The sequence below is a fragment of the Propionispora hippei DSM 15287 genome (genome assembly GCF_900141835.1).
GTDB classification, from domain to species: domain Bacteria; phylum Bacillota; class Negativicutes; order Propionisporales; family Propionisporaceae; genus Propionispora; species Propionispora hippei.
Genome location: NZ_FQZD01000007.1, coordinates 50,026 through 62,714, shown reverse-complemented (window position 1 = coordinate 62,714; position 12,689 = coordinate 50,026). Strand labels below are relative to the sequence as shown.

General features: G+C 47.5%; 15 protein-coding genes and 1 riboswitch. Of the genes, 2 read left to right on the top strand and 13 right to left on the bottom strand.

Annotated features, from left to right (window positions below; translation table 11 throughout):
- Window positions 1-2: 2 nt before the first annotated feature.
- From kdpA to F3H20_RS04825, 5 genes are all read right to left on the bottom strand, one after another.
- Entirely contained in the window at window positions 3-1,709 is a 1,707-nt protein-coding gene (kdpA, locus tag F3H20_RS04845; protein WP_149733823.1) for a potassium-transporting ATPase subunit KdpA, read from the bottom strand.
- Between the two features lie 2 nt (window positions 1,710-1,711).
- The gene (gene kdpF / locus F3H20_RS20415) at window positions 1,712-1,795 is read right to left on the bottom strand and encodes a K(+)-transporting ATPase subunit F (protein WP_223191634.1); all 84 of its coding nucleotides are present in this window, start codon (window positions 1,793-1,795) and stop codon (window positions 1,712-1,714) included.
- Window positions 1,796-1,970: 175 nt separating this feature from the next.
- Window positions 1,971-2,966, bottom strand: coding sequence for an amidohydrolase family protein (locus F3H20_RS04835; RefSeq protein ID WP_149733822.1), 996 nt, complete (start codon window positions 2,964-2,966; stop codon window positions 1,971-1,973).
- 32 nt (window positions 2,967-2,998) lie between these two features.
- Complete coding sequence (locus F3H20_RS04830; RefSeq protein WP_149733821.1) at window positions 2,999-4,114, bottom strand: amidohydrolase family protein; 1,116 nt, start codon at window positions 4,112-4,114, stop codon at window positions 2,999-3,001.
- A gap of 17 nt (window positions 4,115-4,131) precedes the next feature.
- The gene (locus F3H20_RS04825; RefSeq protein ID WP_149733820.1) at window positions 4,132-4,746 is read right to left on the bottom strand and encodes a bile acid 7-alpha dehydratase; all 615 of its coding nucleotides are present in this window, start codon (window positions 4,744-4,746) and stop codon (window positions 4,132-4,134) included.
- A 169-nt stretch (window positions 4,747-4,915) separates the two neighbouring features.
- Here F3H20_RS04825 and F3H20_RS04820 point away from each other — a divergent pair, with 169 nt between their 5' ends.
- Entirely contained in the window at window positions 4,916-6,175 is a 1,260-nt protein-coding gene (locus F3H20_RS04820; RefSeq protein ID WP_149733819.1) for a PucR family transcriptional regulator, read from the top strand.
- Window positions 6,176-6,370: 195 nt separating this feature from the next.
- Here the strand turns inward: F3H20_RS04820 and F3H20_RS04815 are convergent, their stop codons facing one another.
- From F3H20_RS04815 to F3H20_RS04805, 3 genes are all read right to left on the bottom strand, one after another.
- Window positions 6,371-7,444, bottom strand: a complete 1,074-nt coding sequence (locus F3H20_RS04815) for a mechanosensitive ion channel family protein (protein WP_149733818.1) — start codon at window positions 7,442-7,444, stop codon at window positions 6,371-6,373.
- A 248-nt stretch (window positions 7,445-7,692) separates the two neighbouring features.
- Entirely contained in the window at window positions 7,693-8,103 is a 411-nt protein-coding gene (locus tag F3H20_RS04810) for a hemerythrin domain-containing protein (RefSeq protein WP_149733817.1), read from the bottom strand.
- Between the two features lie 395 nt (window positions 8,104-8,498).
- Window positions 8,499-8,861 (bottom strand): hypothetical protein, encoded by a 363-nt coding sequence (locus tag F3H20_RS04805; protein WP_223191623.1) that lies wholly within the window; start codon window positions 8,859-8,861, stop codon window positions 8,499-8,501.
- Between the two features lie 261 nt (window positions 8,862-9,122).
- On the opposite strand from F3H20_RS04805, the gene F3H20_RS20410 reads away from it, so the two are divergent.
- Window positions 9,123-9,272, top strand: a complete 150-nt coding sequence (locus F3H20_RS20410; protein WP_149733816.1) for a small acid-soluble spore protein P — start codon at window positions 9,123-9,125, stop codon at window positions 9,270-9,272.
- A gap of 222 nt (window positions 9,273-9,494) precedes the next feature.
- On the opposite strand, the gene F3H20_RS19830 is transcribed toward F3H20_RS20410, so the two are convergent.
- The 5 genes from F3H20_RS19830 to F3H20_RS04785 all read right to left on the bottom strand — a co-directional run bounded on the left by F3H20_RS19830 (window position 9,495) and on the right by F3H20_RS04785 (window position 12,625).
- Window positions 9,495-9,632, bottom strand: a complete 138-nt coding sequence (locus F3H20_RS19830) for a hypothetical protein (protein ID WP_188128201.1) — start codon at window positions 9,630-9,632, stop codon at window positions 9,495-9,497.
- Between the two features lie 240 nt (window positions 9,633-9,872).
- Window positions 9,873-9,961: riboswitch (cyclic di-GMP riboswitch) on the bottom strand.
- Window positions 9,962-10,070: 109 nt separating this feature from the next.
- Entirely contained in the window at window positions 10,071-10,874 is an 804-nt protein-coding gene (locus tag F3H20_RS04795) for a class I SAM-dependent methyltransferase (RefSeq protein ID WP_223191622.1), read from the bottom strand.
- The gene (locus F3H20_RS20105; protein ID WP_223191621.1) at window positions 10,858-11,079 is read right to left on the bottom strand and encodes a methyltransferase family protein; all 222 of its coding nucleotides are present in this window, start codon (window positions 11,077-11,079) and stop codon (window positions 10,858-10,860) included. The genes F3H20_RS04795 and F3H20_RS20105 overlap by 17 nt, the downstream gene beginning before the upstream one ends.
- Window positions 11,080-11,225: 146 nt before the next feature.
- Window positions 11,226-11,675, bottom strand: a complete 450-nt coding sequence (locus F3H20_RS04790) for a MarR family winged helix-turn-helix transcriptional regulator (protein ID WP_223191620.1) — start codon at window positions 11,673-11,675, stop codon at window positions 11,226-11,228.
- A gap of 119 nt (window positions 11,676-11,794) precedes the next feature.
- Window positions 11,795-12,625, bottom strand: coding sequence for a nitroreductase family protein (locus tag F3H20_RS04785; protein WP_149733815.1), 831 nt, complete (start codon window positions 12,623-12,625; stop codon window positions 11,795-11,797).
- Between the last annotated feature and the right edge of the window lie 64 nt (window positions 12,626-12,689).

The following is a 12,689-nucleotide window of genomic DNA, read 5'->3' as shown; positions in this document are numbered from 1 at the left end:
TTCTAGAATACAACGCCGCCATAAAGCAATAGCTGCTCAAGCACCGGTCCCAAAGCCAGGGACGGCAAAAAGGTCAGTGCCCCGATAATTAAAACAACGCCACTTAATAATACGACGAATAAGCCGCCTGTCGTCGTGAACGTCCCCGGTCCCACCGGCGACGTTTTCTTCCGGGCCATGCTGCCGGCAATAGCCAGTACCGGCAGGATCACGCCAAACCGCCCGATCAGCATGGCAACGGCTAATAGCAGGTCATAAAAAACGGTATTTACCGTAAGCCCGGCGAAGGCACTGCCGTTATTGGCGGCACCGGAAGCAAAAGCATACAGCACTTCACTCAGCCCATGGGGTCCGTTATTTAATATACCGGCCTGGCCGACCTCGGTTACCACGGCGGCGGCAGCCCCCAGCAAAATGACGGCCGAAGGAATCAGAATAGCTAAGCTGGCCATTTTCATTTCGCGGGCTTCAATCTTTTTCCCGATATATTCAGGCGTCCGGCCCACCATCAGGCCGACAATAAAGACGGTAATGAAGACATACAGCATGATGCCGTAAAAGCCGGCCCCTACACCGCCAAACACCACTTCGCCCAGCATCATCTGCAGCATAGGGAATAATCCACCCAGCGGGGTTAAGCTGTCGTGCATGGCATTAACCGCGCCGCAGGATGCCGCCGTGGTCACAGTGGCAAACAGGGAAGATCCCCCGATGCCAAACCGTACTTCTTTCCCTTCCAGTGAAGAGAAACCACTGACACCAAGCTCCTGCACCAGCGGATTGCCGTACCGCTCACTGGTGTAAGTACCGGCAAACATCAAAGTAAACAATAGCAGCATGGCACTTACAATGGCATAGCCCTGCCGTTGGTTCCCGCTCATCCGGCCAAACATGAGGACAGTAGCTGCCGGTATTAAAAAGATACTGAGCATCTGCAGGAAATTGGTCAAAGCGGTCGGGTTCTCAAAGGGATGGGCCGAATTGGCGTTAAAAAACCCACCGCCGTTGGTACCAAGCATTTTGATCGCTTCCTGCGAGGCCACCGGTCCCATGGCCAGCGTCTGTTTGACTCCTTCCAGCGTCTGGACAGTCACATAGGGGGAAAGATTCTGCAAAACTCCCTGCCCGACCAGAATGATTGAAAAAAGGATGGATAAGGGAAGCAGGACCCAAATCACGCTGCGAGTCATATCCACCCAGTAATTGCCGATCCGGGTGGTTGACTTACGCACCAGTCCCCGGATTAAGGCGACAGCCACAGCCAGCCCCGTAGCAGCCGACAAGAAATTCTGCACCGTCAGCGCCAGCATCTGCGTAAAATAGCTCATGGTCGACTCGCCGCCATAGGCTTGCCAGTTGGTATTGGTCATGAAGCTGACGGCCGTATTTAGGGCAAGGTGCCAGGGTTCTACATTGGCTAACTGTTCGGGATTAAAGGGTAAATATTGCTGCAGAACCTGCAGGATATACACAGCTATCGCTCCCGCTATATTAAAGATCATCAGTTGCAGGCTATAGGTTTTCCAGTCGGTTTCTTGGGTTTCATCAATCCCGCCAAGCCGGTACACAGTTCTCTCCAGGGGGCGGAACAACCGGTCAAACGGCGTTTTTTCCCCGGAAAACACCCGGGCCATATAGGCCCCCAACGGCCAGGCCAGGCCGAGCAAAAGGACTACAAATAATAAGAATACAAGCATATCATGTGTCATGGTTAAAATTCCTCCGGCCTTACCAAGGCATAAATTAAATATATCAACAATAAAAACGCCAATGTCCCTGCCAGATATAAATCCATCATGAATCTCCTCCTCCGGAAATGTAGCTTTATTGTAATCCCGTTCCCGGTAAAAATGGCGTCAAGAATCCGGCCTGCCCTATAAAGAAAATGTAAAGATTGCAGCCAAAACCGCTGGAAGCCACAAAAAAACAAAAATCCCCGACCTGTTAAGTCGGAGATTTTACAAAACACATTATAGCTTTAACAGCTTTTCCGCATTCAAGTGGGCAATCTTTTCTTTATCGGCCTGAGCAATCGGTGCATTTTCAAGAAAGTTCCGCGCACCTTCATTCCCGATATAAGGATAATCAACAGAGAATAAGATTCTATCTACCCCCACAGTCTGCATGGTAAATAATAGGTGCGGAATGCCAAACATGCCGCTGGGTGTTACATAGACATGTTCCGTAAAATATTCTGAAATTGTTTTTTGCAGATGTGTTATTGCTTTGGGTAGTGAATCATCAAGACGGGATAAAAAGAAAGGAACCATTTCACCCCAATGCCCGGTTATGAGCTGCAAATCCGGGTATTTATCAAATGCACCGGATAGAATAAGCCGCAAAAGGTGTATACCGGCCTCAGCATGCCAGCCCCAGCCGAAAACCGACAGTCTTGCGCTAACAATCGGATCAAACCCTTCGTAATATACTTGCTGTACCGGGCGAATAGGAAAGCCGGGATGCAAATAGATCGGTGTGTTCAGCTTGGCCGCCATGGCAAGAACCGGCGCATACCGCTCATCATCAAGAAAGGCCGTGCCTGCTTCCGGCCGGCCGGGAAGCATAGCGCCTTTAAAACCAAGCTCCTTTACCACGCGTTCCAGCTCTGTTGCAGCCGCTTCCGAATGTGCCATCGGCAAGGCGGCAAAAGCGGCAAAACGGTCAGGATGGGCCTTGACCGCAGCCGCCAGGCGGTTATTGGCCTGCACCGTCAGCGGGATTGCCTCGGTGCCGGTGATGAGCTGTGCCGCACTGCTAATGGAAAGCACCTGCATAGCAATGCCGTTTGCGTCCATATCAGCTAAGCGCTTTTCACTGATGTCTTCCAAGGAACCCGGCGCCGGAAATGCCGTTAAATTAGGAACCAGAGACTCTTTAAAATAGGGTGCCGTTTTCTCCTGTGCAGACATGCTTGCCTTGGCAATTCCCGGGTCTATCAGATGTTCTTCCAGTCCAATGATCTTCATGGTCTTCCTCCTCTTCCAACTTATTTCAATTCTTATTGGCTGCTTTCTAAATTCCATAGACTGACTTCCACGCCATTGATCCATACACCCTTGATGTTGCTGATGGCCGTAATATCCATTGTTGGATCGCCCGCCACCAGCAGCAGATCCGCCCGTTTGCCCACTTCGATCACGCCCCGATCGGACAGCCCGAAATAGGTGGCCGGTGCGCTAGTGGCACTGCGCAGAACCTCGGTCGGTGTCAGACCAGCTTCAGCCAGCAGATAAAGCTCTGCGTGGAGACCGGCACCATAAGGAACGGAAGCCAGGGTCAGGGGATCATCTATGTTGGAATCGGTGCCGGCAAAAATAGGGACACCCGCCTTGTGGAGTTCCGCTACCGATTGCTGCGCAGTTTTAATATCAAACGGGATATGGGGATTTGCCTGCTTCATGCTTTCCAAAATTCCCTGCATCATGACCAAGGTCGGTACACAAACGATCTTGCGTGCCGCCATCTCCTCGATTGTCTTACGCAGCAAGGGGGCCTGAAAGGGCATGTGCGTCAACACATCTACCCCGAAGGTGACACCGTCTTGAAAACTTCCGGGTGTGACCGCATGAGCTACCACCACTTTATTATTCCTATGGGCGGCTACAACAAATGCTTTACCGATCTCCGCCGGAAAAGCAACCCCATTGTTGCGGCCGGGCTCTTCCAGAATCATTTTTAGATAGTCGGCGCCATGGGCAATTTGCTCTTTTATAAAACGTTCCGCGTCTTCGCTGTCTTTTATGATTGCGCTGTTAAGATATCCCATTCTCTTGGGCGCAATACTTTCCGGTGCACACCCAATATTGTATGCGCTCAGGATAGTAGGCAGCCCCGGCCGGTTGCGGAGGCGATCAATCTGCGCGGGGTCGCGCACGCCCATGTCCAGCATGGTCGTGATGCCTTTTGCTGCCGCCTGCTCCAAATGACCGACCTTGCCATACAGATGGACATGCGAATCAATGAGTCCCGGGAGCAGTGTGCAGCCGCTTCCGTCGATCATCGTATCACCTGTTGTTTTATGCGATATTACACCATTTTCAATAACAATGGTTTGGGGTTCTTTTCTTTTTTCTCCATCAAAAATTCTTACATTTGTAATCGCTGTGGCAGGCATATTTTTCTCTTCCTTATTTATAAAGATTTATAAAGCCAAGCTTTGGCATTTTCATATAGCTTTTCCACCAGATCCGGTCTGTCAATTCCAGGTAAATTAGAATCTACGTCATAGCCCTCCCGGTTTAATGTATAACTTAAGCAGGCATAACTTTCACGATACTCGGCTAAATCATCTAGCGGCAGATTAATATTACTATTAGGAAAAACAGGAACTAAGGAATCTTTTTCATAAATTCCTTCCATGGAAACGATGTACCATAGTCCGTCGATCTTTTCGGTACAAAATACCAGCTTTGCATCGGACATAAGTTCCACAGGAAATCCGTTGAGGATAATGCGTATTTGTATCGTTACCAACATAATCGCCACTGCTTTGCCATTGGCCAGCCAAATCTGTGTATTATAGATTTTATGAGGCGCCCGTCCTTTCATCTTGCTAGAAGCCTCTACAAACTCATGGCCGGTGCCCTGAAACCAGGAAATAATAACCTTGGAATCCTGGGCGTAGCATTTTTTCATTTCCTCCCACAGCGCGTTATCTCTACAGAATCTTTCAAATTCGATAAGTTCCTTTATCGCTGACTTATCATGCATATCCTGTTGCGTATTGCCTACTGGCCTGGTAAGCATATCCTTTACCTCCCACTAAATTATGCTTTAGAACAACATTGATTTTTTTTGCATTTTGCTTTATATTCAGTATTATACTTGTTTTTCTTTTATATACAACGTACTGGAATTTAAACATTACCAAGAAATATACCATGCTTTTGTGTTATAACACAAAGGAGATTGCAACATGCCAAATTCAAAATGGGATTTTACCAAAATGGAAGAAGCTGATTTGCAGGCAGCCTTCTATATGCAGGAACTTTTCAATGTTTTATATCTGAACCAGGGGCTTCAACCCCTGATAGACAAAGCGAGAGACATTTTCAACCGCCCTCTGCTTGTGCATGATACCAGCTTTAAGATTCTCGCCTCTTCTTACGATATAAACCAGGTTGTCTCTATTAGTGAAGATGAAACCGGCAGCCGTTACCTGCATGAAGATCTTATTCGTTTTATACGGGAAAATAATATTATCCGAAGAATTCGTAAGAAAGGGGCTTCGGACTATATTGAAAAACAGAAACCGCTTAACGGGACTCTATCAGCCATTATCCGTATTAATAGTATTGAAGCTGCCCAAATTGCCATCCATGAAAGCGGCAGACCTTTTACGAAAACTGATTTTTTATTGATTGACCAGTTTAGCAAACTATTATCGCTGGAATTGCAAAAGGACAATCAATTCGGCAGTGAGAAAGACCTCATCCCAAGCTATATCCTTTCCGATGCTCTTGAAGGCAGAGCCATCGATGAAAAAGCCGCCCTACGAAAGCTGCACTATCTGAAATGGGTACAAGAACAGGAATTTTCAATTATGTTTATTACCAACAGGGAGTTAAAAGCCCTGGACAGCAAAATCCCTATTGTCATGCAGGCTTTAAAAATATTTGTACCGCTGAATCACTGTATGATCCACCATTCCAACATCGTGGCCTTTCTCGATGGCAGTCTGCTGTCACAATTATCCGGGAAAAAGAAAGCAGAATTTGAAGAGTTTCTAGCAGCAAACAACTTATGTGCAGGGATAAGTCTTAAATTCAATCAGCTGTTGGATTGCAGAAAATATTATGAGCAAGCCGTCAAGGCAACCGAATTGGCGCATCAGCAAAATACCTCTGCTTTATTGTTTGAAGAATGCGGCTTGTTCATTGTATCTGAGCTAATCCGTACGCACTATGAGCTGGTTGACTTGTGCCATCCGGCTGTCTTAACCCTTTTCGATTATGATAAGAAAAACGGCAGTGATTTGCTTGTATCACTGAAAAATTACCTTTACTTTACCAACGATCCGGGTAAAGCTGCCAAGATACTGAATATACACAAAAACACTCTCTTCTACCGGATTAATAAAATAAAAGATATTGCCGGTATCTCGCTCGACAATGCGGAGGAAATCTGCAGAATTTATCTTTCTATCCGTTTCCTGGAGATCAATGGCAGATTATAAACTCTGCAGATGAAAGAATTTTGAAGAAACGCCGTAACAAAGGTTTTGCTTCATAACCGTTAAACCGCCTTCAGCCTTTAGGCATGGAAAAACCCGCTTACAAGCATAGCAATGCGCTTGTTAAGCGGGTTTATTGCGTCACTGCTTTGCAGTCCGCCGCAAAACGGTACAAAATAACCTTACCATATTACATCATCACACTGATTTTAACCGCACCATTCCTTGCTCCCAGCTAACCGTGCGGGTGGGGAACGGAATGGTGATACCCTCCCTCTGATAGCGGACATGGATCCGTTTGATAAATTCGTGGCGGATAAGGCTTTGATCAGTGACTGTCTTGACCCGCAGAATCACATTAAAATTGATACTGGACTCGGCAAAGCTGTTATAGCGGACTACCGGCTCAAAATCGTTGGCCGCGCCGGCCATCTCCCAGATCACTTCTTTAGCCACTTCGACAGTTACCCGTTCCACCTGCTCCAAATCACTCTCGTAGCTGACGCCGATCGGAATGGCGATAGAACACTCGGCAAAGGGCTGGGCGTAGTTAGTAATGGTTGTCGAGGCAAATTTCTGGTTAGGTATAACCACCATGTTTTCCGTAGGCGTCATGATCGTAGTATTCCGCCAGTTCATATCCACCACATGACCTTCTTCGTTCGTCGATAATTTTACAAAATCGCCAATCTTGATCTGTTTGGCCACCAGAATATTAATGCCGGAAAATAAATTGGCCAGCGTATCCTGCAGCGCCAGCGCAACGGCCAAGCCGCCAACGCCTAAAGCGGTGAGCAAAGGCGAAATGGCAACGCCAAAGGACTCCAGTAAAAAGAGGATGCCTATGGTATACACGGCCAAATCAATCGTTGTCGCCAAAATGGATGTGGATGCAAAAGCGCCGGACGTCTTCCCGAACTTCTGCTTCAAATAGCCTGACGCTAAACGGGCAATCAGCAAAGTCAGCGATAAAATGACCAGCGAATGGAACAATCGTTGCAAAAATAGCAGCGGGTGCGGCGGAATTGCCAGAATTTCAGTCGCCGCATACAAGCCGATCAGTATGCCCAGCAGAGTAGGAATGCCGCGAAAAGTTTGCTTTAGCAAGGAATAGGTAATATTCGTCTTTCCGGCAATGGTTTTCAGCAGCTTGTCAAAAAGCACCCGGATAACGACAATGCCTAGTGCCAGACATAATAAGAAAACCAGCAGGTGGATTTTTAAGCCACCATTGATAATCCGGTTCGTCCATTCAGTTACTATTTCAGGCATATGTACCTCCCTTAACACACCAATATGTTTACATAATATTTATTCGTCTTATTCGGTCTTTTTCCTCCATCCATCCGTACCTTTTTCAATTTGACAACTGGCGATAACTTCCTGCCGCCAGTCAGCTTTCCCCGGCAATTCTCTTTCCACAATAAAAAAATCCCGGCCTGCAATTAGTACTCCGCCAACTTTGAAAGTGTAGTTTCAGAGTTGGCGGAGTACTGACTATCGCAAGCCGGGATTCGCCTTTATCCCACCAGAGAATACAAGGAGTGATCTTCTTTTTTTATCCGTTCGGCAATGGCCCTAAACACTAGATCCCGTTCCTGCATAAAGCCTGTCGGGTCCGCCTTAATGGCCGGCGCCGACATATATTTACCCTTAAAAGCGGTAAAGGCATCAACCAAACCACCCATTTCGTGCATAAACCGCAGGCTGGCTTCCTTAACCTTGGCATCCTGATGCTTTTGTAAATCGGGATACACATATTTGTCCTCATGCAGCAAATGTATGTTGATTTTCCCGGCCAATTGCCCCAGTAATAGCGATATTTTAAAGGCGTTCTCCGTAATATTGTCAAGGCTGCGATAACCGCCGATCGCCGCCAGCAGTTGCTTGATTTCATCATGCTGCCGGTTAATTGTGTTCTTATCAATCATGTTGATCCCCTCCAACCATATATTCTAGCCTTATTTTACCAAGGCTTGCTTTCACCGGCTGTGATTTATATCAACACGGCAGCAATCATTTTTACCTGGCAAAATAGAGCTTCTTTAATAAGCAGGAAAAAACTGCCTGGATAGGTTAAAACCGCCCTGCCGTTCTTGCCCTGAACAACAGGGCGGTATTTATTTTATTTTGCCAAAGACAAGAAAAATCAAATTATATCCTGACTGAAAATAAGTCTTTTAAAAAGCTTGCTAAAATAATAAAGAACCTGCGAAATTCGCAGGTTCTCAAATATTTCGGCGGACAGCAGCTTACCCGGTATTTCCTCTTTCTTCACTGAGGATGCCTCCCCATAAGGCCTGCCTCGCCGTCAACGACCGGTTTCCTATTTTTTCTCGGCCTTTTTTTCCTTTTTTTCCTTTTCCCCGTTCAACTTCTTCTGCAGCATTTCCATAGCCAGTTGGACCGTTTTCTTGTTCTTGCCACCCACAATAATGCGGAATTCCGGTTTCCACCAGGAGCCGCCCACTTTGCCGAAAATAATATTGACCTGAGGATGGGCCTCCCTGGTTTTTTTCACACTGTTGGCGATATGTCCTTTAAACAAAAAGAATAGGCTTAACGATAATTCGCTGCGCATAGGATTTTGTACGCGAAATATCCGGTTGTCCTCTTTAATAACCGGTTTGTCGCTCATTTGCATTTGCATCATCTGCGTCTGTTTTTCTTGTCTATAACGTTGCTGCACGGTGGCCCCCCCTAATGTATTATACTTTGATTGTATCAGGTCTGGCCCGGAAAACCTATACTTATTTTTCACATAACGGCTCTCTTTTTAAAAAATGTAATTAAACCCTCTGCCGCAATGTTTCCGGCCTGACAGAAAAGCACAAGCAAGCGTAATTTTTCCAGGGATAGCACCGGCCAAGGCGCGCAAACTATAGTTAGAATCTTGCTGTTGAAACAAGACATCTGTTGCCAACAAAACCTGCAAACCGGAGGAGATCGCATGTCCAAGCCCGAAGCCTATCCAGTTGATCAGCCGCATCGTGCCAAAGGTCACAAACCGCCTGACGACAGCCTGCAGGAACCACTTTCGGGATCTAAAACGGTAAAAAATCAAAATCACACCGGTCATCGCCATGGCGAAGGCTCCTAACCAGTACTTTGGCAGTCTTAAAACAGTATTCACTGGATAAAGGCTGATAAGGTACCTGCCCTCATTATTGCTGTTGCAAGCCGCCCGCTGTTTCTCTTAACAGGACAGCGGGCGGCTTGCTGTATGATCTCTTTAGTACAGAAAAAACGTTTCCGTCAGCTACCGCTTTTTTATGTACAGAAAAAATTCCCTGACATCCATGTTTATTCCTTGTATAGGCCTTTACTTGCCGGCCTGCCCTACATCCTCTGCCTGCTGTCCATGCTCAGCAATCAATTCCTCAAGAATCTGAGGTAAGTTCTTCAGAAGTCTCATCAGTTCCTCTTCGGTTAATTCTATTTCAGAAGCATCCTTTTCCATAATTCAACCCCATCCTCTTTAACCTGCTCCGATGCCTGCCCCTTAATCAATGGAGCCGGGCTACTACCGCTATCCAGTTTCGTCTGTGATGCATTTCTATGCGTATAGTTCCTTCGGTCTCAGCCATTTTCCGGGTATGTCCGCTACTGACTCTCCCTGTAGATAAGGTAACTATATATATCATGTGATTGCGCGGAAATTTACACAAAAAAAACAGGCAACCTGATCTTCCTGCTGGAAGAAGGCAGCCTGGCGATCACAAGCGGATTTTCGCTGACAGACCCATAGCTTTGCGTCCTCATCTTTCGATGAGTTTGCCATTATTATACAATTATTAATTAAATTCTACTTGATTTCGCAATATCCTGTCAATATCCCTTACAGATATTCAGTTAAAAATCAAAAGTAAAAAAACAGAAGGAACCGCCCTTTACTTGTTTATGCAAAATGGTACAACTGACCACGCAGACCGCCTGCTGCCCCCGCAGCATCCCGGCCGGCTTTGATCAAACCGGTCTGAGCCAGGGCGGCCTCAATGCTTTGCCGGCTCTGCAGCAGGTCCAGCCCATCCAGATGACTTGGCAGCCACCCCACAATCACTTCCTTAGGGGAAAGAAAATCGGTGCTGACCTGATGACTGACCAGATACAGATAGCCGTGTGGCCGCAGCGCCCGGGCGATTTTACCGGCCATTCCCGGCAAGTCGGTACTGGCAAAATCAAAAATACCGGAAGCAATGATCAAGTCGTAACCGGCTCCAATATCATCTGTCGTAAAATCGCCCCGCCAGACCTGCAGCCGGTCCATTAACTGACGCTCCTTGACAAACTGCTCCGGAATGTCGGCAACCTGCGGATGTTCAAAAATCACTCCCGAAGCCCGGGGAAAATGTATAAGGGTCTCGATCGCCAGCATGCCGGAGCCACCCCCCAGGTCAAGCAGGCGTACGGCACTGTCCGGTAAAAACACGCTCTGCACTGCCTGCAAAAAATCCTGAACCCGCCCGGTATATATTTCAACAGCCGACAGGCGGGCCAGTTCCCGGAAATTGTATACCCTGCTGCCCTGATTATGCTGCCTGATGCTTACATCCGGCCCCTGGCGCACCCGTGCCACCACCTTGTCCAGGCTGGTCATTTCGTTCCGGAAGGCCAGATATTCTCCCAAATAAAGCTCGCTATGCCTGTTCAAAAAGACTTCGGCTACCGGCGTATTCTGAAAGCAATCACCTTTTTTTTTCAAGCAGACCGATAGCCGCCAGACTGTTTAAAAACAATGCCAGATTACGCGCGTCATATCTTGTCTCGCCGGCCACCGCAGCTGCGGTCACCGCCTCCTGCAAATGGGAAAAAACATCCAATTGAATCCCGGCAAGTAGCAACTGGGCCTCTTTATATTGCTGCATCATCCGGTATAACGCGCCTGGTGCCTGCACTGGATTCTTCATAATCAATAACCTCCTAGTTATGTACGGTTTGGTCAGCTTCCAAAGACAACTTGAGCACGTTCTTTCGCCGTCAGCGATTCTATCAGACAGTTAGCGCGGATAAAAGCAGCATATAGTATAGCTACTAAACTAAATGTTCAAAAAAATTACTCGTCTAATACTTCACAAAATATATCCACACATTTTTCAAAAACAGCTATTTCCTGCGCGGTTAACTGGGCGCCAAGCCTTTCATAAAACTTCTGATTTAACTGCCTGTGCGCCAGATATGCCTGCTCTCCTTTGGTACTCAGCGAAACCAGTGTCGCTCTACTGTCCGTGGCATGGGACCGGCGCTGCACACAGGCCTTATCTTCCAGACGAGTGACAAGCTGGGTAACCGCCCCCTTGGTAATCCCCAGGCGAGTTGCCAGTTCACTCATTAACATTCCGCCCCCCGTCCCAATCGCATCAATCGTATGAATTTCACTGGGAGTCAGACAGCCTGCGGCACCGAAGTGGTGCGGCTGCCGTTCAAGGCGTCTGAGCTTCATAATAAGCCGGCCGATTCGGGCGCTGCCCTGCCGGGGATCACTGTTTTCCGTTGCTGACTGCATGTTGCCACCCTCCCGTTACAAATAGTTTAGCATATAAACTAAAATTCGTCCAGACTTCAGTGGCAACGCAGCACCAGTGTGAGGCATCACGGGGCAGGGCAAACGCCAGCCGGTTTGTTCTATTGCCAGGTAACTTGCAGGAGGTTTCTCTCCACCCATCGTTTATAGGTGAATTGCGGATAACCAACCATCATGCCGCTGGTCACCTGCAGGTTTTCCGGCAGATCCAGCAATTGAAGAAGCGGCTCATAACCGGAGGCGGCGCAGTATTCAAACAAGCCGGCCCAACACGTGCCCAGTTCCAATGACATGGCAAAGAGCTGCAAATAGGCAAAGGATATATACGTATTATCCCTTCCTGTGGCAAAAGAATGCTTATCCGCGACAGCTACAATCAAACATGGCGCTGATCGCAAAACAACATCTTCGCCGGATTGCCGGTACATTTCTACCATCATCGCCAGATGGGGGGCATACTTTGCTGAAGCCATGGCGGGAGAATGGTTCAGCTGGTCTTCCGTCCAATCCATAACGACTGCGGAAATCTTCTGTAATATAGCGGGATTGTCCACCACATGATAGGAAATTCCCTGTGAATTGCAGGCAGTCGGAGCCATCCGGGCAATATCAAGCAATTTCAGTAACTTTTCCCTTGCTACACGCTTAGGCTGATAATTGCGAATCGACCGGCGTGACCGCAAAAATCCGGCAGCCCGATCCGGATCAAGAACCGCGTTTCCCGCAGCGGAAACCTGATTTGCTAACGGCGTATTGGTGTTATCCAAGGCTCCCGTAGGACAAACCGCCACACATTGTCCGCAGCTTACACAAAGATCCCGGACAGCCTGCGGACCGTTGCTTCCCATACCGATAACACCAGGACAAACGGTGGCACAAATGCCACATCGGGAACATGTCTCTTGATCAACTTTAATAAAATTTGCAGTCATAGTTTCTCATCACCTCTTATTTTTTTCTTTATTGTACAAAAGGTAATGAGACAACTATATGTCA